Source organism: Pseudidiomarina aestuarii (assembly GCF_003987355.1).
In the GTDB taxonomy this organism is placed as follows: Bacteria; Pseudomonadota; Gammaproteobacteria; order Enterobacterales; family Alteromonadaceae; genus Pseudidiomarina; species Pseudidiomarina aestuarii.
Genome location: NZ_PIPR01000001.1, coordinates 345,017 through 367,581 on the forward strand (window position 1 = coordinate 345,017; position 22,565 = coordinate 367,581).

At 48.7% G+C, this 22,565-nt stretch carries 15 protein-coding genes; 7 read left to right on the forward strand and 8 right to left on the reverse strand.

Annotated features, from left to right (window positions below; genetic code table 11):
• Window positions 1–13: 13 nt before the first annotated feature.
• Window positions 14–1,333, reverse strand: a complete 1,320-nt coding sequence (locus tag CWE22_RS01580) for a glycoside-pentoside-hexuronide (GPH):cation symporter (protein WP_169929651.1) — start codon at window positions 1,331–1,333, stop codon at window positions 14–16.
• The gene (locus CWE22_RS01585; RefSeq protein WP_169929652.1) at window positions 1,330–2,691 is read right to left on the reverse strand and encodes a GH1 family beta-glucosidase; all 1,362 of its coding nucleotides are present in this window, start codon (window positions 2,689–2,691) and stop codon (window positions 1,330–1,332) included. Before CWE22_RS01585 ends, CWE22_RS01580 begins: the two co-directional genes overlap by 4 nt.
• 148 nt (window positions 2,692–2,839) lie before the next feature.
• Here CWE22_RS01585 and CWE22_RS01590 point away from each other — a divergent pair, with 148 nt between their 5' ends.
• Together CWE22_RS01590 and CWE22_RS01595 are read left to right on the forward strand one after the other, a co-directional pair.
• A complete protein-coding gene (locus CWE22_RS01590) occupies window positions 2,840–4,072 on the forward strand; it encodes a sugar MFS transporter (protein WP_169929653.1) in 1,233 nt (410 codons plus the stop codon).
• Window positions 4,072–6,603, forward strand: coding sequence for a glycoside hydrolase family 3 protein (locus CWE22_RS01595; protein ID WP_169929654.1), 2,532 nt, complete (start codon window positions 4,072–4,074; stop codon window positions 6,601–6,603). The genes CWE22_RS01590 and CWE22_RS01595 overlap by 1 nt, the downstream gene beginning before the upstream one ends.
• Before the next feature lie 120 nt (window positions 6,604–6,723).
• Here CWE22_RS01595 and CWE22_RS01600 read toward each other — a convergent pair whose 3' ends face one another.
• From CWE22_RS01600 to hexR, 4 genes are all read right to left on the reverse strand, one after another.
• The gene (locus CWE22_RS01600) at window positions 6,724–9,714 is read right to left on the reverse strand and encodes a TonB-dependent receptor (RefSeq protein WP_169929655.1); all 2,991 of its coding nucleotides are present in this window, start codon (window positions 9,712–9,714) and stop codon (window positions 6,724–6,726) included.
• A gap of 32 nt (window positions 9,715–9,746) precedes the next feature.
• Window positions 9,747–12,404, reverse strand: coding sequence for a glycoside hydrolase family 16 protein (locus CWE22_RS01605; RefSeq protein ID WP_169929656.1), 2,658 nt, complete (start codon window positions 12,402–12,404; stop codon window positions 9,747–9,749).
• Window positions 12,405–12,562: 158 nt separating this feature from the next.
• On the reverse strand, window positions 12,563–13,642 hold the full coding sequence (gap, locus tag CWE22_RS01610; RefSeq protein WP_169929657.1) for a type I glyceraldehyde-3-phosphate dehydrogenase: 1,080 nt from the start codon (window positions 13,640–13,642) through the stop codon (window positions 12,563–12,565).
• A gap of 158 nt (window positions 13,643–13,800) precedes the next feature.
• Window positions 13,801–14,652, reverse strand: a complete 852-nt coding sequence (hexR, locus tag CWE22_RS01615) for a transcriptional regulator HexR (RefSeq protein WP_169929658.1) — start codon at window positions 14,650–14,652, stop codon at window positions 13,801–13,803.
• A 112-nt stretch (window positions 14,653–14,764) separates the two neighbouring features.
• Here hexR and zwf point away from each other — a divergent pair, with 112 nt between their 5' ends.
• The 5 genes from zwf to CWE22_RS01640 are packed head-to-tail and all read left to right on the forward strand — an operon-like array spanning window position 14,765 to window position 20,467.
• A complete protein-coding gene (zwf, locus tag CWE22_RS01620) occupies window positions 14,765–16,237 on the forward strand; it encodes a glucose-6-phosphate dehydrogenase (protein ID WP_169929659.1) in 1,473 nt (490 codons plus the stop codon).
• The gene (gene pgl / locus CWE22_RS01625; RefSeq protein ID WP_169929660.1) at window positions 16,234–16,932 is read left to right on the forward strand and encodes a 6-phosphogluconolactonase; all 699 of its coding nucleotides are present in this window, start codon (window positions 16,234–16,236) and stop codon (window positions 16,930–16,932) included. Before zwf ends, pgl begins: the two co-directional genes overlap by 4 nt.
• A 10-nt stretch (window positions 16,933–16,942) precedes the next feature.
• Complete coding sequence (edd, locus tag CWE22_RS01630) at window positions 16,943–18,781, forward strand: phosphogluconate dehydratase (protein ID WP_169929661.1); 1,839 nt, start codon at window positions 16,943–16,945, stop codon at window positions 18,779–18,781.
• Window positions 18,782–18,807: 26 nt separating this feature from the next.
• A complete protein-coding gene (locus tag CWE22_RS01635) occupies window positions 18,808–19,806 on the forward strand; it encodes a glucokinase (protein ID WP_169929662.1) in 999 nt (332 codons plus the stop codon).
• 13 nt (window positions 19,807–19,819) lie between these two features.
• Window positions 19,820–20,467, forward strand: coding sequence for a bifunctional 4-hydroxy-2-oxoglutarate aldolase/2-dehydro-3-deoxy-phosphogluconate aldolase (locus tag CWE22_RS01640; protein WP_169929663.1), 648 nt, complete (start codon window positions 19,820–19,822; stop codon window positions 20,465–20,467).
• Between the two features lie 71 nt (window positions 20,468–20,538).
• Here CWE22_RS01640 and CWE22_RS01645 read toward each other — a convergent pair whose 3' ends face one another.
• A complete protein-coding gene (locus CWE22_RS01645; RefSeq protein WP_169929664.1) occupies window positions 20,539–20,748 on the reverse strand; it encodes a cold-shock protein in 210 nt (69 codons plus the stop codon).
• A 228-nt stretch (window positions 20,749–20,976) separates the two neighbouring features.
• Complete coding sequence (locus CWE22_RS01650) at window positions 20,977–22,464, reverse strand: protein adenylyltransferase SelO (RefSeq protein ID WP_169929665.1); 1,488 nt, start codon at window positions 22,462–22,464, stop codon at window positions 20,977–20,979.
• Window positions 22,465–22,565 lie beyond the last annotated feature (101 nt).

Consider the following 22,565-nt stretch of genomic DNA (forward strand, 5'->3'; position numbering starts at 1 on the left):
TTGATTTATTCTGTTATTGCGCGAGATCCTGTGCGATTTTCACCACTCGTTGCTGAGTTAAAGTGTACCCGCGCATGACCCACGCCACAAGCAATGACGCGATTGCCGGCAATACAGTAAAAGCGATGAGAATGCCGAGCTGAGCTTCCATTGTTTGGGGTTGGTCTGCTTGATAGCCGTATAGCGCTAACCACCAACCCGCGATAGCGCCACCAATGGCGATACCAACTTTGATAAAGAAGACCACCGATGAGTAGACGAGTCCAGTGGCACGAATGCCGGATTGCTGCTGGCCAAAGTCGACCACATCAGCTATTTTCGCCCACAACATTGGCGTCGCCATTTGCAGGAAGAAGCCCCACAAAAAATATAGAGTAAAAGCCAACGCAACTTGATCTGCCGGCACCCAAAACGCGGCTAAGCAGACTGCAGCGGCAATGTATTGTAGGGCTCGATAAGCTTTGACTTTGTCGACACGTCGAGTCAGTGGATTAGCAACCGCACAGCCGAGAATATTGCCAATCATGCCGAGTGAAATAAACGCGGTGATTAAATCTTCGCGCAACAAATAATACTTTACGTAGTAGATGGCCAGTGTGTTCTTAATTGCAATACCAATGAGTAACAGTACTGCAGCAATCGCAAGTGTTCGCCACGCCTCATTTTTCCAGAGTGTCCGCAGTCCAGAGGTGAGCGTTAAGTGCTGGTCAGTTGGGGGCGAGACGCGTTCCTTGGTACCGGCAAAGCAGAGTAGGAACAAGATCACACCTAATACGCTCATCACTGCTATGGTGAGTTGATAACCGCTAGCACGGTCGCCTTGGCCGAACCAATCGACTAAAGGTAAAGTGAAAAGAGTTACTAATAAACCGCCTAACATACCGAAAACGAATCGATACGACTGCACCGAGACGCGCTCATTCGGATCACTGGAGAGCACGCCACCCAGTGCAGAGTAAGGAATATTGATGGCGGTGTAGGCCAACATCAGGAGCGTGTAGGTGAAATAAGCATAAATGACTTTGCCGGTGGGGCCGAAGTCGGGTGTGGTAAAGGCCATGACGCTGGCTACTGCAAATGGAATGACGAGCCACAATAAATAGGGACGGAACTGACCGTGACGGCTACGAGTTTTATCCGTAATCAATCCCATCATCGGGTCTGTAACTGCATCGATCAGCCGAACAACCAGGAACATGGTACCGACAGTTGCTGCTGATATACCGAATATATCCGTATAGAAAAAGGCTAAAAATAGCATCACGGTTTGGAAGACGATATTGCTCGCAGTGTCCCCTAAACCGTACGCGATTTTCTCGCGACGAGAAATCATAACGCCTCCACAGCGTGCATTCGGGATTTCTTTTCTAACCAGAATTGTTGCAGCGCCTTGGCGCTATCTTTTAATAGCCGTTCTTGCGTGTCAAAGTCAACGTACACAATACCAAAACGTTTCGTGTAGCCTTCGGCCCATTCAAAATTATCCATCAAACTCCACGCAAAGTATCCCTTAATATCGACACCAGACTCAATGGCGTTGTGCACTGCTTTCAGATGCTCCTGATAATAGTCAGTGCGCTGTACATCATGAATAGAGCCGTCCTCGACAATATCAGGAAACGCTGCACCATTTTCAGTGATGTAAACAGGCGGCAAGTTTGGATAGCTTTTATGTAGATTGACTAAAATTTCGGTGAGCCCCTGTGGGTAAATTTCCCAACCCATACAGGTTAACGGTGGCTGTGTCGGAGGCACATCAGAGAACCAGTTATTTTTATTACGGAATACTGTACGGGTGTAATAGTTCACCCCCAAGAAATCAAGAGGCTGCGCAATAATATCCATATCGCCCGACTCGATGGTTGGTTGATCCTCTGCTGCTAATTTGGAGAGTAATGATGGGTATTCACGAGTCAGTAATGGGTGTAGATACCATAAGTTATGATAAACATGAGCGAGGTTTGCGGCACTTTCGTCTTCAATGGAGTTGCTTGCTGGATGACACGGACTGAAGTTGAGAACGATACCGTGTTGCGCAGTTGGCGCATTCTTACGTAAAACGGGCATAGCCAACCCATGCGCAAGCAGCAAGTGGTGAGCGGCTTGCCGACCTTCACGACGATTCTTGTGACCTGGCGCGTGGATGCCCGCCTCATAGCTTAAATAGGCGCTGCAGAAAGGCTCATTGATGGTGGCATAACTCGCTACTTTATCTCCTAAAGCGCGGCTCACGATATCAGCATACTCGGCAAATTTATAGGCGGTAGCACGATTCAACCAACCACCGCGGTCATCCAGATATTGCGGCAGGTCCCAGTGATATAAGGTCACGTGAGATTGGATGCCAGCATCATGCAACGCATTGACAAGATGAACGTAAAAAGAGAGTCCCTGCTGATTAATACTGCCGTCTGCTCGAATCACACGTCCCCAAGCAACCGAAAAACGATACGCATCGACTCCCAGTGATTGAATGAGCGCGAGATCGGCCTGCCAATGATGCACATGTTCACAGGCAACCAAGCCATCAGAACCGTCTTTTATCCGCCCCGGTTGCGCGCAAAACGTATCCCAAATACTGGGTTCGCGACCAGCCGCATCGCCTTCTATTTGGAATGAGGAAGTTGCTACGCCAAATATAAAATCGCGCTGCAGTAGTTTTGAGTGTTGCGGTAGGCTTATTTTAGTCATCTTAGAATCAGTTCTCTTGCTGTCGAGATTTTACTTAAGCCGCCGCGAAAAGATTGCGATAAAACTCAAGTATGCTATAAATGAAAGCGCTTACATCATAGGCTATAAATAAACACATCGTCAAAAAATAATAAAGATTGAGGCGAACATGACCCAACAGACAACTAATTACAGGTTCGCGCTAACAGCGTTAACTTCCTTATTCTTCATGTGGGGTTTTATTACCTGCTTGAATGATATTTTGATTCCCTACCTACGTTTACTGTTCGACCTGAGTTATGCACAGTCGATGTTGATTCAGTTCTGCTTTTTTGGTGCGTATTTTATTATTTCAGTACCTGCAGGCATGCTGATTGGAAAAATTGGCTATAAATCTGGAATTGTGACCGGCTTGATGATTGCTGGAGCGGGTTGTGTGCTTTTTTATCCGGCCGCGCAGGCCGAGATTTATGGCCTCTTTCTACTCGCATTATTTGTACTGGCCTCCGGCATAACGATTTTGCAGGTTGCTGCTAACCCTTATGTGAGCGTGATGGGAGACCCGAAAACGGCACCCAGTCGACTCACTATGACTCAAGCTTTTAATTCACTCGGGACCACCGTCGCACCTTTCTTTGGTGCTTGGCTGATCTTCGGTGGTGTTGCTGATCCCGAAGTAACCGGTGTTTCCAAAGATACAGTCACCTTACCGTACTTTATTTTGGCTGCTACTTTGGTGTTGATGGCTGTCATCTTTATGCGGTTGAAACTACCCGATATGGGCAAAGTGGATCCAACCGAAATGCTCCCAGTAGGTAGCGAAGCCTGGCGACAAAAGCATCTGGTTTTGGGCGCTTTGGGTATCTTCGTGTACGTGGGTGCAGAAGTGGGTATTGGTAGTTTCTTAGCGATTTACTTATCGATGCCTGAAATTGGCGGGATGACGACCTCGCAGGCATCGCATTACATTTCGTGGTATTTCGGTGGGGCCATGGTAGGACGCTTTATTGGCGCGGCTGTCATGCAAACGATGCTCGGTAATCGTGTGCTGGCTTTCAATGCCGTAGCGGCAGTTCTACTGGTTGCAACCACTATACTCAGCAGTGGTAAGCTCGCCATGTGGTCATTGCTACTGGTTGGTCTATGTAATTCGATCATGTTCCCGACCATATTTAGTCTCGCCATTGCGAATTTGAAGCAAAGTACTGGACAGGGTTCCGGAATTCTTTGTTTAGCGATTGTCGGTGGCGCCATTATTCCGCTAGCTCAAGGCTTTTTAGCCGATCAAGTTGGCGTGCAATTATCCTTTATTATCCCATTGGTTTGCTATGTGTATATTGCCTACTATGGTATGCGTGGTTACGTTCCGCGCGCATTCAAATCAACTAAGGAGGCTGGTTGATGGAATCCCGAACGACCCCAAAATTTTTGTTAAGTGCAGTTTGTTTGGCGGTACTAGCAGGGTGTGCACCTGTTAGTCAGCCAGAGAATAAACTAAAAAGTGAAACGGAAGAATCGATTTGGCCAGTCATTCAATCTCCCGTAACTCAGGATGCCGAGATGGAAAAGCGGATCACTGAGCTAATGGATGAGATGACTCTGGAGCAGAAAATTGCCCAAATGATTCAGCCTGAAATTCGCGATATCACAGTTGAAGACATGCGTAAGTATGGGTTTGGCTCCTACCTCAACGGTGGCGGTGCTTTCCCCAATAATGATAAGTATGCAACCCCTGAAGACTGGATTGCGTTAGCTGAAGCTATGTATCAAGCCTCAGTCGATGACAGTCTTGATGGGAGTAGCATTCCGACTATGTGGGGAACCGACGCCGTTCATGGTCATAACAACGTTATTGGTGCGACTATTTTTCCGCACAATATCGGCTTGGGCGCCGCGAATAACCCAGACTTAATAAAACAAATTGCTAACGTGACAGCACGTGAAGTAATGGTCACCGGTATTGATTGGGTATTTGCACCTACAGTTGCCGTTGCTCGCGATGTGCGTTGGGGCAGAACCTATGAAAGCTACTCAGAAAATCCTGCTATTGTCCGTGACTACTCAGCAGCCATCGTTGAAGGGTTGCAAGGTCAGGTTGGACAAGACTTCCTAGGTGACCAACAGGTCATCAGCACCGTCAAACACTTTATTGGCGACGGCGGCACCACGGACGGTATTGACCAAGGTAATACCGAAGTGAGTGAGGAGGAATTGTTTACCGTTCATGGTCAAGGTTATGTCGGCGGTTTAACTGCTGGCGCGCAGACAGTCATGGCTAGCTTTAACAGCTGGAATGGTGAAAAAATTCATGGCAGCAAGTACCTGTTGACCGATGTCCTCAAAGAGCAAATGAAATTTGATGGGTTTGTGGTGGGTGATTGGAATGGCCATGGTCAAATTCCCGGTTGCACCAATGACGATTGCCCACAAGCAGCGAATGCAGGGCTCGATGTCTACATGGTTCCAACCGATGCGTGGAAACCTTTGTATGAAAACCTCATTCAACAAGTTCGTGATGGTGTCATTGCTCAATCACGCGTCGATGATGCGGTCCGGCGCATATTGCGAGTCAAAATGCGGGCTGGACTGTTTGCCAAGCCAAGCCCCGCGGAACGCCCCCTGGCTGGACGAACTGAGCTCATCGGCGCGGCAGAACACCGTGCGGTAGCGCGTGATGCCGTGCGGCAATCCTTAGTTTTATTGAAAAATAACCAACAATTGCTGCCGTTGCAGCCTAATCAGCGTATTTTGCTGGCGGGCTCGGGCGCCGATAATATCGGTCAACAATCGGGTGGCTGGACCATTAGCTGGCAAGGCACGGGCAATACCAATGAAGATTTCCCGGGTGGCACCTCAATTTATGCAGGCATTGCCGAGCAAGTTACGGCTGCAGGTGGCAGCGTTGAGCTTAACGAATCGGGTGAGTTCTCAGAGCAGCCCGATGTCGCAATTGTGGTGTTCGGTGAGCAACCTTATGCCGAGGGTAATGGTGATATCGACAATCTCGAATATCAGCGCGGTAATAAAGCTGATCTGGAATTGCTGCGACGATTAAAAGCACAAGGCATTCCTGTCGTTGCATTATTTATCAGCGGTCGGCCGTTGTGGGTAAATCCAGAAATAAACGCGTCTGATGCGTTTGTAGCCGTTTGGTTGCCGGGTAGCGAGGGGGGCGGTGTTGCGGATGTGATTCTGCGCAAGCCGGATGGTTCTGTACAGTATGATTTTCAAGGCAAACTGCCATTCTCTTGGCCAGCAACGCCGCAGCAAGCGGTCTTAAATGTCGATAACGACGATTATTCGCCATTGCTGCCATTGGGTACAGGATTACAGTATGGTGACGCCGATTTGTTGCCTGAGAATTTGTCTGAAACCGCCGGTATGACTGAAGAAGTTCAACCACTCGTCATTTTTGAACGTGCACCTCAGGCGCCATGGTTGCTTGAACTACAAAGTGGCGAGAGCCGTAGTCAGGTCGAGAGCAGTATTCAAGCACTGGGAGCCATAACGACACGGACCTTTGACGATCAAGTTCAGGAAGATGCTCGACGTTTCACCCTCAGCGGTGAGGAAGTCAGCGGGTTTGCATTCGTGAGTCCATTCCCCCGTGATTTACGGGCCTACGCGAATGATACCAGCACTTTGGAACTGTCGGTGCGCCGCGAAAGCGCTAGCCCTGAAGATGTCCGATTAACGATTCATTGTGGTGACGATTGTTTGGTTTCTGAAAATATCGCTGAGTATTTTGCTGCACTACCCGTAGATGAGTGGCAAACGCTGCGCTTCAGTATGGCTTGTTTGCAAGAGCAGGGACTTGAGCTGGCTCAAGTTGCGAGTGTAGTGGGAATTCAGTCCGCTGAATCGATGACAATCAGTATCAATGATATTCGCATTAAACCGGATACCACAGCCCCCAGCATCTGCCTGAACTGACGGTAAACATCAAAAAGAGCGCCAGCAGCTACTAGCCAATAGCTACTGGCGCTCTTTTTTGTCTAAAAAAAGTGCCTGCAAGCAGGCACTAAAAGGATCCAGGAAGATCTCGGGTTGCGGTTAGAAGCTGTAACGTGCTCCTACGGTGTACCGCGGACCGTATTGACGAGCGAACAAGAACTGCTCCTCAAACCGGCCATAACCTTGTTCCGTCTCGTTATTCAGGTTAATCCCTTCAAAGAACACAGTTAGGTTATCCGTTACTGCATAGTTCACGCTTAAGTCCCATTGGCCATAAGCTTTTGCAAACTGCGGTGGTGCATCTGATGAGCCTTGTGCCTGACCGACACCTATCAGATAGCTATCACGCCATGCGTAAGTCGCTTTAACGCTTAAACCATCTTTCTCATAGAACGCTTGGAAGTTAGCTGAATCGCTCAAGCCGGTTAATGGCGACTGTTGCGTTAAGCTGTTTACGTCAAACTCGACATCACCTTGAACAATAGTGGCATTTGCACCTAAGCCAAAGCCGGTCTCGCCAAAAATGTGCTGGCCTGCAATCTCAAAGCCATCCACACTCTTGCTGTCCGTGTTCTGCGGCTGACTAATACTCCAAACAATCAGAGGATCATCCGCATTTGGTTCAATGACGCCATCTTCATTACCATGACCGTTTGCCAACATTTGCTCGAAAATAGCGGTGCTGGTTGCTTGCTCCCCACGCGCCTCGATATCAGCAATAGCTTGTTGATAACGTGGACCATTGAAAATGTCGCGTAAGCCCTCGATGGTAATGTCGGTAATAGTCGTTTGAATAAAATTGTCGACGTCTTTACGGAAATAGCCAATTGCCGCATAGCTGCCCGGTGCGTAGTAGTACTCCAAGCTCAAATCAATATTGGTTGATTCGAACGGCAGCAAGTTGGTATTACCTTGACCGCCACTACGAGCGCCTGGACGCGGGCTACCACTGAGGCTACGACCACCCGCTAATGCACCAAGAGGAGCACGAGCAATGGTCTTACCGGTTGAGAAACGACCCACCAGCTCATCAGTGAAATCAACCCGTAAATCGAGCATAGGTAGCAGGACATCATGATCACCCGTGAGTGTCAGGAAGCTACCTTCACCTTGCGGTTCGTACTGCATGATCCACTCTGATGCACTGACCCAGTTCACCTGACGTTCAACACGTTGACGAACCGTACTAGTCACATCGGTTTTTTCATAACGAACACCAACGTTCAGCTGCGCAGGGAAGCGACCGATTTCAAATTCCCAATCAGATTGAACGAAAATGGCATCCGTGACTTCAGTGACGTAGCTTTCGCTGTCAATACCGTCATAGAACGCATCTGGAACGAACGCATCGGCACCCATTAACTCTTCGGTTAAATAAGCCATCTGACGGGCGACCGCTTCGTCAAAGTCATACCAGTAGTAGTAGGGCGATGCTAAATCATTACCGCCACCAACGAACTGGTCGAGAAAGTTGCCAGTACTGCGCAGCTCGAACATGCCATCAGGGAAAATCTCGGTGAAAGCAGGGTTGAAACCTGGACCACCGCGAAGTCCACTCCAAGCATTGTAACCGCCCATATCCTGATCGGTGCGAGACAAGCCAGCGGTGATCTTGGTCAATGGTAGATCAAAGGTACCGTAGTTAAACCACTCGGTTTTGAACTGATATTGCTTGATGTTCGATTCACCGGGTGAACGAATGAACTGACCAAAGTTTGAGTCAATTTCGCTTGGCATGAGCATATTCGTACCGTTAGCCCACAGAATACTGGCTTGCGGAATTTCACCGTTGCGGTAATCGTAAATCTTGGTCAGCAACTGATCAGAGCCCAAAATCACTTGGCCCGCGTTCATACTACCCGGATCAGCACCATTATCGGTTTCATTGCTCGAGTCATGCACGTCAAACCAGAACCGTAAGTCGTCACGCGCGTCATAGGAGATGTTGAAGCCAATGGATTGTGCTTTAACTTCGGTGGTGCTTTTATTGGTGGTGAATGACCCATCATTACCGCTTATGTCGGCGTAGATTGCGGTACCATTTTCATCGAGTTCATAGGCATTGATGTTCCCGCCAAACTCGTTCCAGATACCCCAACCAATGCTGTCACGACCAGTCAGTGCACGACTGGTGGTGTAATCGGCGGTTAATACTAAATCGTCAATTGGGTTGAACTGCAGCGTTAATTGACCGTTGGTGCGCTCGGTGGCAACGTCTTCAATTCCATAGTTCATATCTTTTGGAAAGAAATGGTTACCAATGCGCTCACCATCTTCACCGATTGGACGTGGGTCAATTGCGAGCGATTCATCGAGAGTCGGGAGGCCGACGTTAGCCTGCCAGCCCTGAATGTTCGCTTGTTGTAATTGGAAGTCACGACGACTCTGCGAGACGCTGAATGCCACACCAAAACGATCATCCGCAAAGGTATTGCTGTAGACTGCTGCGACTTCAGGCGTGACATCGTCACCCACTTCTACAGAGGTGTCATGCAGTGCTTTACCCATGATGGCAAAGCGCTGTCCTGACGTTGAAAGTGGACGAAGAGTCACGATATTAACCGTTGCACCCAAACCACCACTGGGCGTTTCGGCCCGCGCGGTTTTATACACTTCAAGCGCACTTACGCCTTCTGAGGATAAGTTCTCGAGGTTGTAAGAGCGGGTATAACCGGTGCCCGGCATTTGCCGACCATTCAAGGTGATCAGGTTAAACTCAGGGCCAAAACCACGAACCGTGATCTGACTACCTTCACCATTCACTCGGCTCACCGATACACCCGTTATACGCTGTAACGATTCAGCTAAGTTAGTATCTGGAAATTTCCCCATTTCTTCTGAAGAAATCGCATCCACAATACCATTGCTATTGCGTTTAAAGTCCGATGAGCGCGCTAAACTGCCGCGGATACCTTTAACACTGATAATCTCAACGTTATCGTTTTGTTCCGCTTGTTGCTCAGTCTGTTCGACAGCAGTGGCGTTTTGCGCAGAAGTATCCTGCGCATAAACCGGTGCCATGATGCCTGCTGACAGTACGACTGAAATTGCTGCCGCTACAGGACTTTTTATAAACTTATTATTTTTCATAGTGTTCTATCCGTTTCTCGTAGCGTACTGGCTTAGAAGTTAGCAATTTCAACGTTATCGATTTGGTACACTGTACCTTGGCCAGTTCCCCATGCAGGGAAGACCATAATCACGTTGATGTCACTAATATCGAGACCTGCATCAAACAACGCCTGCAGTGGGAAGTTGTAAGTTGCCCACTCACCAGCAACAATAGGCGCATCGTAGTTACCAGAAATTAAAGGTAACTCGACAGCCGTTGCAGCACCGGTTGATTCAACTTTAAACAACCAAGTGGTCTCACCCGCGGTTGGTTGATTGACCAAGCGCATATCAAAGCTAATTGCACCGTTGGCAAGCATGGGCGATGCGTCAACTGAAACGCCTTCATCAGCTAAGAAACCAAGAACAGTCTCTGGCCAACCCGGAATTTCAAATTGGGCTACGGAGCCATATGGGGCACCAGCATCGACGACTTGTGGTGTTGTGCCTGCACAACAATCCCACAATGACCAGCCGCTAGTAATGTTGTTTTCGAAGATAGTGATGCTGTCGTTACCACCCGCACTTGGGTTGTAGATACGTGCTTCGTCGACACGATATACGGCACCGTTACCGGTATCCCAAGCAGGGAAGATCATCACCACATCAATGGCTGAAACGTCTAAACCGGCATCAGCGAGAGTTTGCAATGGGAACGTATAGGTTGCCCACTCACCCGTGACTGGGGCAACACCGCCACTGCCTGTCGTGAGGTCGACTTCAACTGCCGTTGAGGCACCATCTGACTCAATTTTGAATTTCCAGACTGAATCAGGGTTAGTTGGAGCATTCACGACTTTCATGTCGAACTGCACAACACCTTCAATCAAGAGTGCTGAAGCATCAAATTGGATACCGCTGCCATCTGGTGGTTTAAAGCCCATCACCGTCGGTGTTGCGCCGATGCTGAATTCAGCAACGTTGCCATGCTCTTCGTCCTGCACTTCAACTGGCGTCGTTCCGCCACAGCAATCCCACATTGGCCAATCCGGATTTTGTTCATCACCGAACAGAACCAGCTCAGGGGACGCACCTTCAGGTGCAGCTATCTCAACATTTGTTAACAGATACTCAGCACCGTTACCGGTATCCCATGCAGGGAACACCATCACGACATCGATTCCAGACACATCTAAGCCGGCATCCGCGAGCATTTGTAGTGGGAACGTAAAGGTCTGCCATTCACCAACTGCAGGTGAAACACCCTCAGCGCTGGCTGAAAGTGGTAATTCTGCAAACGTAGACGCTTCGTTACTCTCAATTTTAAACAACCACGTCGAATCAGGATTACTAGGCGGTGAGAGTACTTTCATATCAAAGCTGACAGCACCGTTTTCGATAATCGGTGATGCGTCAAACGGTGAGGGAACACCATTTGGATCCGTAATAAATGCAGCACGGGATATGAAGCCCATCACCGTTGGTTGTGGTCCAATCACGAACTTGTAAGCGTTTCCGCGCTCAGGATCTTCCACTAACTCTGGTGAAGAACCTGCACAACAATCCCATGCCGGCCAGTTTGGATTTGGCGTACCATCAAAAATGGTTAAGTTACGAGCGACACCGTCAGAAGGCGGTGAAGGAATGGGTGCATCACCTTCGACCAAGGTTTCTTCGTCTTTATAACCAGCGCGGATGGTTTCACAACCACGACCGGTATTCGGGTTCTGAGCACACTCGTACACGCGAATATAGTCTATTTCAAACGTTTGGCCGTTTGCTAACGCGTCAGCATCTATGCCTAAGTTATTCACGTTTTCAGGCCAAGTACCACCAATCGCGAGGTTCATGATTAGGTGAAAGCGCTCATCAAAGGGAGCTGGAGAGTAATTGACTTCCAACTCACCAGTAGCTTGATTAAAGAACTCTGCAAACCAACCACGATGGCGCAAGCCAACGGGTTCGCCGCGGCTATTGAATCGAACTTGCGACTGCATTTGTGTCGCATAAAGATAATCGTCAACATACCAGCGGAATTCTCCTTCCTGCCACTCAATAGCGTAGGTATGAAAATCATCGGCTGGGTTGACGCCGTCGGGCAGGGCATAAGCTTTACCAGATGACGAGTTATTCGGTGCGTCGCGGCCGTAATGCAAAGTACCGTACACACGATTTTCAACGTTGCCTTCTGCGTCTTCTGTTTTTAAATTGACGGCTTCAACAATGTCAATCTCACCAGATTTTGGCCAGCCACCGTAAACTTCATCGGTTGGCATCATCCAGACCGCAGGCCAGGTACCTTGACCTGATGGCATTTTGGCGCGCACTTCAATGCGACCGTAGGTGAAATCACCCTTCATTTTGCTGTTTAATCGTGCCGAAGTGTAAGGCTGTTCAGCGCCTTCAGCGGCGGGGAGGGCTACAATTTTTAACGTGTCATCGGAAACAAAAGCATTTTCAGAACTGTCGGTGTAACACTGCTTTTCTTGGTTTCCGCCGCCTTGGCAGTTGACTTCAAAATTCCATTTTCGAGTATCGATAGTGCTACCGTCGAATTCGTCACTCCAAACCAATTGCCAGTCGCTGACCGGTTCGGTGGGGTCTACAGTAGTGAAGTCTGAATTGGTCTTCACGTCGCCACCACCGCATGCGGATAAACCGAAACCGGCCAGTCCTAGCGTGATAAAGAGAGCCGAAATGCGGCTTCTTTTTATGTTGTTGTTGTGCATAGCTGAGTTCCTGATTGATTACTCGCGTAATTCTCTTGTTGTTCTTTGTTTTTAAGTCTGGTTGTCTTTGCGCATACCGAGCCACTCTGTAAATGTAAGCGCTTTCATACCATAGAACAAGAAATTCTGAGCGTCAATCATCTCAGCATAAAAACTCCTTAAATCGCAAAAGCCATGGCACGTTTTTCAGCGAATTTTTTACCGTCATGTTCTTGATTAGATGTGTTTTTTACAACATCCATCCATGCCAAAGTATTATCCAGCATGCGTTGGCTAAAGCCCCATTCGTTGTCATACCAAGCCATCACTTTCACTAAACGACCGTTCACGCGGGTTTGTTTGGCATCGAAAATGGATGAACTTGGATTATGATTGAAATCAACGGATACCAAGGGGAGCTCATTAATAGTGAGTACTTGGTTGAGCGGCTCCTGTTGCGCTGCGTCGCGAATAATCTGATTCACTTCGTCCACAGTGGTATCACGTTGTGCAATAAAAGATAAATCCACCAGAGACACGTTTTGCGTGGGCACACGCACGGCTAAACCGTCAAATCGCCCTTGCAACTCAGGAATCACTAAACCAACGGCAGCAGCAGCGCCAGTCTTGGACGGAATAAGCGAAGAGGCAGCTGCGCGTGCTCGCTGCATATCACTGTGATACGCGTCAGTCAGGTTCTGATCATTGGTATAGGCATGGACTGTGGTCATCAAACCAGACTCAATGCCCAATGCTTGCTGCAAAGGTAATGCGATAGGAGCCAAACAGTTGGTTGTACAGGAGGCATTCGATACGATTTTCATGTCAGCATCGAAAAGGTGCTGATTCACGCCGTAAACAATAGTCGCATCAGCGCCCTTAGCAGGCGCAGAAATCAACACCCGCTTAGCACCGGCTCGCAGGTGAGCGCTGGCCTTCTCACGTTCTGTAAATAAACCAGTACACTCAAAGACAACATCAATATCCAGTGCGCCCCAAGGGAGTAGCTCGGGATCTCGAACGCTGAACATCTTAATCGAATGTCCATTAACTTTCAGTGTCGTGCCTTGCTGAGAGACTTCGCTGGGCATGATGCCATGTACGGAGTCGAATTTGAGCAAGTGCGCGTGAACAGCTGGATCACCTAAATCATTGATCGCAACAATTTCGATTTGGTCATCTAATCCGCGCTCTTGCCAAGCCCGAACAATGTTTTTACCGATGCGGCCAAAGCCATTGATAGCTACTCGAATACTCATAATTATTACCTCACTTGTACATCATGTGTGCGATCAAGCAGGTAACCGCACATTCTATTTATGTAATAAAATTACATTAAGATACGATTTGATCAAGTGATTTGGTTCAAAAATGTAAAATAATTACATTTTGTATCGAGTTTTAGGCTCGTTGGAGTTTAGGATTCCGGTTTCATATAACGAGAGTCGCGCAGACTCTCTTTAATAAGTCTGAGGTTGTCGCGGAAATCGGGTCCACGGCGCAGGGTATAGCCAGTAATGAGTACATCAATCAGCATCAAGTGAGCGATACGAGATGCCATTGGCATATACACGTCGGTATCTTCGGGAACCTGTGTCGACAGGACTATCGAACACTCTTTGGCGAGTGGGCTTGCGGCGGCGGTTATACCCAACACAGTTGCTTTGGTTTGACGCGCTATTCCTGCAATTTCAACAATCGCTTTGGTGCGGCCGGTGTGACTGATGCAAACAATGACATCTCCGGGTCGCGCATTTGTGACGACCATACGTTGCATGAGAATATCGTCCGAGAAATACACGGGCGTATCAAATCTAAGAAATTTGTTTTGTGCATCGTGTGCAACCGAGGCTGATGCGCCAAAACCAAAGAAAGAAATTTTTGCAGCGTTGCTCAGTGCGTCAATCGCTTGCTCGAGCGCACGAACATCAATGTTCTTGCGTGTGACATTTAGTGCCGCCATAGTCGACTCGAATATCTTTGCCGTATAGTCATCGATGGTGTCGTTTTGCTCGACATGGCGGTTGACGAATGGAGTACCTTTGGCAAGACTCTGTGCCAATAGCAGTTTGAAGTCCGGGTAGCCTTTGGTATCGAGCCGTCGACAGAATCGATTCACTGTAGGTTCGCTGACGTCAGCTAGTTTAGCCAAGACGGCGATGCTCTTGTGAATAGCGGCACGAGGATCCGCAAGAATGACTTCAGCCACCTTGCGCTCGGATTTACTTAAATGTGAGACTTCTTGATGCAACTTTTCAAGTATGTTCATACGGGCTATCCGGTATATTTTGTAATTTAATTACATTTATTGGATTTGAATCGATTTCACTGATAGCATCTTAACCGATTTGTTGTAAAGTTACATAATCATGAGGCAAACCATGACCACAGCGGCAACTTGTTGCGATCTCATTTTATTCGGCACTTTAGGTGATCTTGCACGGCGAAAACTGCTTCCAGCGCTTTATCAATTGGAAAAGGCCGAATTACTGCATCAGGATTCACGCATCATCGGTGTAGCCAGAGATGCAATGTCGGCCGACGATTACCGCACACGCGTGCGTGAAAGTTTACAACAGTTTGTGACAAAAGAATCGATTGATGAAGAGGTTTGGCAGCGCTTCAGTGCCAAATTGGTCTATTGTGCGGTTGATTTGGCCGACCTTGAAGCGTACAGCGCACTCGGTGATATCACTGATCCAACAAAACGCACACCCATTAGCTATTTTGCAACGCCTCCAGCATTGTTTCCGATTATTTGTGATGGTCTTGCCAGTGTTAACTTAATCACCGCGCCAGCGCGTGTCGTATTAGAAAAGCCTCTCGGTCATAACCTCATCTCATCGCGCAAAATTAATCAGCATGTTGGCCGCTATTTCGATGAGTCCCAGATTTACCGAATTGATCATTATCTCGGGAAAGAGACGGTCTTGAATTTGCTCGCCTTGCGATTCGCTAACTCGATTTTCTCATCACATTGGGACCACAGCACCATTGACCATATTCAAATTACCGCGGCTGAGCAGGTTGGTGTTGAAGGTCGTTGGAGCTATTACGATGATGCGGGTCAACTGCGCGATATGGTGCAAAATCATTTATTGCAGGTGTTGTCGTTGATTGCGATGGAGCCGCCCACTCGACTGGATGCCGATAGTATTCGGGATGAGAAACTAAAAGTATTGAAGTCATTGCGGCCTATTACTTCACAAAATGTTCGCGATGATACAGTGCGAGGTCAGTATACCGCCGGTTTTGTTGGCGATTCCAAAGTGCCCGGTTACTTGGATGAAGACGGAGCCAAAAGTAAAAGTGTTACGGAGACATTTGTCGCACTGAAGGTCCACATTGATAACTGGCGTTGGTCGGGCGTGCCGTTTTATATTCGTACCGGTAAACGCATGCCTCAGAAGCGCACCGAAGTGGTGATCTCGTTTAAACCTCAACCGCACAATATTTTCCATGAGACGCTCAGTCAGCTACCACCCAATAAACTCATTATTCGTTTGCAGCCTGATGAAGGTGTCGAGATCCAAATGATGAACAAAGTGCCTGGCTTGGGTAAGCAAATGCAGTTGAAGCCCACCACACTCGATTTAAGTTTTTACGAAACATTTGAAAATAAAAGAATTGCAGATGCCTATGAGCGACTTTTGCTCGAGGCCATTGAAGGGAATCAGTATCTGTTCGTGCATCGTGAAGAGGTAGAGCATGCATGGCGTTATATTGATGGTATTTTGGCTGCTTGGAGTGATACTGCTGAATCACCAAAAAGCTATCAAGCAGGTACCTGGGGACCCGTCGCATCGGTTAGCCTAATGGCCCATGACGGTCGACAATGGGATGACGAATCATGAGTATTGCACCCGTCGAATTGCTCCGTTTTGACACCGATGCTGAACTTGTTCAACGGTTTATTGAGCGCCTCTGCAAGCAATTGAGCCAAGCAATTGCGGAACGTGGAGAGGCGTATTTGGTTGTGTCCGGCGGACGAACGCCCATTAAATTATTTTCCGAATTATCACAACAGCCTCTCGATTGGGCGCGGGTTACGATCACTTTGGCCGACGAACGGTGGGTGGCAGCGGACGATGCGGCGAGTAATGAATGTTTAGTGCGCATGCATTTACTGCAACACCGAGCGGCGGCGGCTAAGTTTGTGAGTTTGCTCGACTCGACGGTGGGGGCGGCGGCTTCGGCAAGATCTGCTGAATCAAAGTTAGCCCAATTGCCAACCTTCGATGTGGTCATTTTGGGGCTGGGCGAAGACGGTCATACGGCGTCATTATTCCCGTGCAGCGCAGAGCTTGAGACGGGCTTAACAACTAAAACTGCAGCGTTGGTGGTAACACCGACAACAGCACCTCATCAGCGCATTTCAATGAGCTTACGGCGTTTGTTAGACAGTCGCCAAATCTATTTTCATTTGAGTGGCGCGGCAAAGGCCGATGTGCTTGCGCGCGCGCTCAAAGACACGAATCACTTAGCCATGCCGGTTCGAGCTGTGTTGCAACAAACGCAAGTTCCCGTATCGGTTCTGTTGGCAGGATAGGAGTTTTATCATGCATCCGGTTATTGAACGGGTCACGCAACGCATAGAAGCCCGTAGCAAGAAGTTACGCCAAGACTATTTACAGCGCATGGAGCAAGCACGTCAGCAGGGGCCGCATCGTGGCGCGCTATCGTGCGGCAACTTAGCCCATGGTTTTGCAGCTTGCGACAAAGGCGATAAAGGTGAGCTTCGGAGTCTAACGAAAGCCAATATTGCGATCGTTACAGCTTACAACGATATGCTGTCGGCTCATCAGCCGTACCATGCTTATCCTGAGCAGATCAAATCAGCGGTTCGTGCCGTGGGCAGTGTGGCTCAAGTAGCCGGTGGTGTGCCCGCTATGTGCGATGGGGTGACACAAGGTCAACCGGGAATGGAGCTTAGCTTAATTAGCCGCGATGTGATTGCTATGGCAACTGCGGTGAGCTTATCCCACAATATGTTTGATGGTGGTTTATTACTCGGTATTTGCGACAAAATTGTTCCTGGCTTGATGATCGGAGCCCTAAGTTTTGGTCATTTACCGTTTATTTTTGTTCCTGCCGGACCAATGCCCTCAGGTATCACCAACAAAGAAAAAGCACGGGTGCGTGAATTATATGCTGAAGGTAAAGTCAGTAAAGATGAACTGCTTGAAGCCGAAGCTGCTTCCTATCACAGTCCAGGTACCTGTACCTTTTATGGTACCGCGAATTCAAATCAATTAGTCATTGAGATCATGGGCTTACAACTACCAGGTTCATCCTTCGTGAATCCTGGAGCAGGCCTGCGTGAGGAGCTTACCCGAGTTGCGGCACAACAAGCGACTCGAATCACCGATCTGGGCACGGATTATCGTCCAATCGGTCAAATCGTCAATGCTAAGAGCATTGTCAACGGTATTGTCGGCTTGCTTGCCACCGGTGGCTCTACCAATCACACCATGCATTTAGTCGCTATGGCTCGAGCTGCGGGTTACCTGATTGACTGGACTGATTTCGCTGAGTTGTCAGACGTGACGCCATTGCTGACGCGGATTTACCCGAATGGCGAGGCCGATATCAATCATTTTCAACGGGCAGGGGGTATGGCCTTTTTAATTCGAACGTTGCTGGATGCAGGTTTACTGCATGAAGACGTCGAGACGGTTGCAGGCTCAGGCTTACGCCGCTATACCCAGAAACCTGAATTGCACGATGGTAAAGTGACTTGGGTTGAAGGGCCATCGGCATCACTCGATGAAGATGTTCTTCGGGGCTTTGAGCGACCATTCAGTTCGCACGGAGGCCTTTGTTTGTTGCGTGGCAATTTAGGTCGAGCCATTTTAAAAACCTCGGCATTGCCAGAGGGCGCTGGAACCGTCACGGCTCCAGCCGTTATTTTCTCGAGTCAACACGAGCTCGATGCAGCGTTCAAAGCAGGACGATTGGATCGCGATTGCGTGGTTGTGGTGCGCTTCCAGGGGCCGAAAGCGATTGGCATGCCAGAACTGCACAAACTCACACCACCGCTGGGTGTATTGCAGCAGCGTGGCTATAAAGTGGCCTTGGTCACTGATGGGCGAATGTCAGGGGCCTCAGGTAAAGTGCCAGCGGCCATTCATGTTACGCCGGAAGCTGTCGACGGTGGCTTGATTGCGAAAATTGAAGAAGGCGACTTGATTCGTGTTGATGCAGATAGTGGCACCCTGGAACTATTGGTTGATGAATCCGTATTAGCACAGCGCCAAGTTGCCAAAATTGATTTAACTGAGAGTCACTTTGGTATGGGAAGAGAGCTATTTGGTGGTTTCCGGCAACAATTCAGCGGTGCAGAACAGGGCGCTTCAGCCCTGTTTGAACCAGTTCCATTTCCCGACCACTCATCCTAGAAATTCATCACATAAGAATAAAAATTATGGTCACAACAGATACCAAACAACTGAAAAGCGATGCCTATGCGGTAGTCGCAGATATTGGTGGCACTAACGCGAGATTTTGTCGGATTCATCTGGAAACCTTTGAGCTGGACCGAATTCAGGTTTTTCAATGTGCTGATTATCCGACGCTAACAGATGTGATGAGCGCCTACAGCTCGGCACAAGATGTCGCGTTGGAACATGTCGCGATTGCGATTGCGTGTCCGGTGGAGTCCGATGAAATCAATATGACCAACCACCATTGGCAATTCTCGATTCGTGGTGTACGTAAGAGTATGGGTTTGAAAACCTTTATTGTACTGAACGATTTTGCGGCGGCTGCGATGAGTATCGTGACGCTGAAACCCAGTGAGTTAAAACAAATTGGTGGGGGTAAGATTAAGCCCAAGGCACCGAAAGCTGTGTTGGGTGCAGGCACAGGCCTTGGGGTTGGGCATTTGATTACCATGCCAGATGGTCGAGTTATGCCACTGCCGGGCGAGGGCGGGCATGTTGACTGGGCGCCAACGAACGAGAAAGAGTGGATCATTCATCGTTTTATTCACAATCGTTTTGGTCGTGTTTCTGCGGAACGTGTGCTGTCCGGACCTGGATTGGAAACAGTGTACTTGGCGTTAGCTGACTACCACGGTCGCAACGTCGTACCGTTAAGTGCTGCAAAAATTGGACAGCGTGCGTTAAGCGGTATCGATACCCTTGCTTTGGAAACCGTGAATCAATTTTTTGCGAGCTTGGGTAGTTTTGCAGGTAATTTGGCGTTGAACCTAAATACTTATGGTGGTGTTTATATTGCCGGCGGTGTCGTACCGAAACTATTGAATTTAATGGCAACATCGAATTTTCGTGCGCGCTTTGAGCATAAAGGGCGTTTTTGCCAAGTGGCAGAGGCCATTCCTTGCTTTGTGATTACTGCCGAACACGCTGGTTTGCGCGGTGTCGCACAATATTTGAAGCAAACCCTCCAACATTCAGAATAAGGTAGAGTCGGCGATGAGTTTTCCACAGTGGCAACGGACATCTGAATCTATATTTGCATTAGGTCCTGTTGTACCCGTAATTGTGATTGATGATTTGGCGGATGCGCTACCGCTGGCTAATGCGTTACTGGCCGCGGATATTCGAGTTCTCGAGGTAACCCTACGCACACCGGTTGCGCTGGAGGCGATCCGACTGCTCAGTGAGGCATTACCGCAAGCCGTCGTCGGTGCTGGCACTGTCACGAATCCCGACGAATTGGCGGCGGTCACCGCTGCTGGTGCTAAGTTCGCGATTAGTCCAGGCATCACCGCAGATCTCCTGCGTGCTGGAGCGCAAGGTGACATTCCTCTGATTCCAGGCATTGCGACTATTTCAGAGCTGATGCTAGCGCGCTCGATGGGCTATCAAGCGTTAAAGTTTTTTCCTGCGGAGGCGGCAGGTGGTACTGCTATGCTGAAATCCATAGCCGGACCTTTCCCTGATATTCAGTTTTGTCCGACAGGTGGCATTCATCAAGATAACTTTATGGACTACCTGAAGTTATCCAATGTTCGTTGTGTGGGTGGTTCTTGGATCTTACCCAAAGACGCAATTCAACAGAAAGATTGGTCGAGAGTCACAGCTGTGAGCCGAGCTGCGGTAACCACAGCAAAAGCATAAAAAAAGGCCGTGCAATGCACGGCCTTTTTCATCGTTTTGAATTCGTTTGGTTTCTCCGAAGAGAGCGCGAATTACAGAGCGACGATGTTCTCAGCTTGTGGGCCTTTAGGGCCTTGAGTGATTGAGAACGATACGCGTTGACCTTCAGCTAAGGTTTTGAACCCGCTGCTAGCAATCGCGCTAAAGTGAGCAAATACGTCTGCGCCACCTTGTTGCTCGATAAAACCAAAACCTTTTGCTTCGTTAAACCACTTTACAACGCCAGTTACTGTAGTAGACATAATAATATCCTGTATTCTTTGAAAAATTTTCCGCCATAGCCAATGCTGTGAACGGGATCATGCGGGTAAAAAAATGGAAATTTAAAGCTACAGGACGAAGATTTACTGCTAGTAATGCGACGTAGAGGAGATTTAACTTGCTGTTTCTTAACCAACGCCGCCCACTGTACGCTCATTCGCAGCGAAGTCAAACTTATTTCAAAAGTATCTCTCTCGCGTTGGTGTGAACTAGGTTCCGCAAAAGGTACGCGTCACGCGTTTCTCGGGAGCTGCTGGCTCCGCATAGCGCGACAATTCCAGCGGAACGACGTCATAAGGCGTGCGAAGAACCTGAGTAAGCTCATTGAAAATAGTAAGGTCCCCGCTAGCTACAGTCTGCTTTATGGCCGCCTCAACCCAATGATTGCGTGGAATAACTGCTGGATTATGTTGTCTCATACGCGCACTGACGACAGCGTCTGAGTCCCCCTGTAGCGTGAGTAATTTATGCCAACGTTGTTGCCAAGCCGCCCAGCTTTGCATTTTTTCGAAGTGCTCCACATTGGTCTCAAGCGTATCAGCTAACTGACGAAATGACTGCGTGTAATCCAAAGCATGATCTTGAAGCAAAGAAAGCCAATCACGCGTGAGCGCTTGAGTTTCCGCAGTAACGCTATTTAAGCCCAGTTTAAAAGCCATTTTTTGATCGTAGTAAGCTTCGTAGCGGATTGGAAATTCATGCACTAACTCGGTTGCCGCTTCGATTAGCTGTTGCTGTGATTCTCCTGACTTCGCTAATAACGGTAACCATGCCTCTGCCAGTCGTGCCAAATTCCAAAGCGCAATGCCGGGTTGATTTTGGTAAGCATAGCGGCCAGCTCGGTCGATGGCGCTGAAGACCGCATTTGGATCGTAGTTTTCCATAAATGCACAGGGGCCATAATCAATAGTTTCACCACTGAGCGTCATATTGTCCGTATTCATTACGCCATGCACAAAGCCTAAGCTCATCCACAGGGCTACCGTATGGGCTTGCTGATCAATGATTTGACGCAACAGTGCACGATAGGGATGCTTACGGTCCTTCGATAGTGGATAGTGTCGTGCAATCACATAATCTGCAAATGCCTGCCGCAAGGACTCATCGGCCCCTTGGGTAATCTTGTGCGCAACAAATTGTGCGGTACCAATGCGGAGGTGGCTTTTTGCAACGCGCGTAATGATGGCTCCTGGCTGCGCCTCGTCGCGCTGAACCCAGTCACCGGTGACGACTGCTGCTAATGCACGCGTGGTTGGCACCCCAAGGGCATGCATAGCCTCACTGACGAGGAATTCACGCATGACAGGACCCAGTGGTGCTTTACCATCACCGCCGCGAGAAAAGGGTGTTGTGCCAGAGCCTTTGAGTTGCAGGTCAAACCGCTCGCCATCCGGCGCGATAATCTCGGTCAGCAACAGCGCTCGACCATCCCCAAGGCGAGGGACGAAGTTGGCGAATTGATGTCCTGCATAACCCAACGCCACAGGTTGAATCCAATCAGGTAGTTCGGTACCACTATACAACCCCAAGCCCGCTGCCGTGGTATGCAGTGATTCAGGTATACCTAACTGACCTGCCAACTCGGCATTAAATGCTAACCACTGCGGCTCGCGTGCTTGGGCAGGATGGCTTGGTAGCACCAGCTCAGCATCACTATCCGTGGCAAAGGTATTGGCATAGCTATTGTCGGTTTGCATAGAAGCGCTCACAACATCGATTCATTTATAGGATTAGTGTAACAGGTATAACCTGTCCCTATGAATTGAAGTAGTTGCAAAAAAGCCCGGTCGTGTTGTAC

What these genes read in the sequence shown, in the direction of transcription:
- CWE22_RS01605 (WP_169929656.1), bottom strand. Translation starts at nt 12,404, where the DNA reads ATGCACAACAACAACATAAAAAGAAGCCGCATTTCGGCTCTCTTTATC.
- CWE22_RS01590 (WP_169929653.1), top strand. Translation starts at nt 2,840, where the DNA reads ATGACCCAACAGACAACTAATTACAGGTTCGCGCTAACAGCGTTAACT.
- pgl (WP_169929660.1), top strand. Translation starts at nt 16,234, where the DNA reads ATGAGTATTGCACCCGTCGAATTGCTCCGTTTTGACACCGATGCTGAA.
- zwf (WP_169929659.1), top strand. Translation starts at nt 14,765, where the DNA reads ATGACCACAGCGGCAACTTGTTGCGATCTCATTTTATTCGGCACTTTA.
- CWE22_RS01635 (WP_169929662.1), top strand. Translation starts at nt 18,808, where the DNA reads ATGGTCACAACAGATACCAAACAACTGAAAAGCGATGCCTATGCGGTA.
- hexR (WP_169929658.1), bottom strand. Translation starts at nt 14,652, where the DNA reads ATGAACATACTTGAAAAGTTGCATCAAGAAGTCTCACATTTAAGTAAA.
- edd (WP_169929661.1), top strand. Translation starts at nt 16,943, where the DNA reads ATGCATCCGGTTATTGAACGGGTCACGCAACGCATAGAAGCCCGTAGC.
- CWE22_RS01640 (WP_169929663.1), top strand. Translation starts at nt 19,820, where the DNA reads ATGAGTTTTCCACAGTGGCAACGGACATCTGAATCTATATTTGCATTA.
- gap (WP_169929657.1), bottom strand. Translation starts at nt 13,642, where the DNA reads ATGAGTATTCGAGTAGCTATCAATGGCTTTGGCCGCATCGGTAAAAAC.
- CWE22_RS01600 (WP_169929655.1), bottom strand. Translation starts at nt 9,714, where the DNA reads ATGAAAAATAATAAGTTTATAAAAAGTCCTGTAGCGGCAGCAATTTCA.
- CWE22_RS01645 (WP_169929664.1), bottom strand. Translation starts at nt 20,748, where the DNA reads ATGTCTACTACAGTAACTGGCGTTGTAAAGTGGTTTAACGAAGCAAAA.
- CWE22_RS01585 (WP_169929652.1), bottom strand. Translation starts at nt 2,691, where the DNA reads ATGACTAAAATAAGCCTACCGCAACACTCAAAACTACTGCAGCGCGAT.
- CWE22_RS01580 (WP_169929651.1), bottom strand. Translation starts at nt 1,333, where the DNA reads ATGATTTCTCGTCGCGAGAAAATCGCGTACGGTTTAGGGGACACTGCG.
- CWE22_RS01650 (WP_169929665.1), bottom strand. Translation starts at nt 22,464, where the DNA reads ATGCAAACCGACAATAGCTATGCCAATACCTTTGCCACGGATAGTGAT.
- CWE22_RS01595 (WP_169929654.1), top strand. Translation starts at nt 4,072, where the DNA reads ATGGAATCCCGAACGACCCCAAAATTTTTGTTAAGTGCAGTTTGTTTG.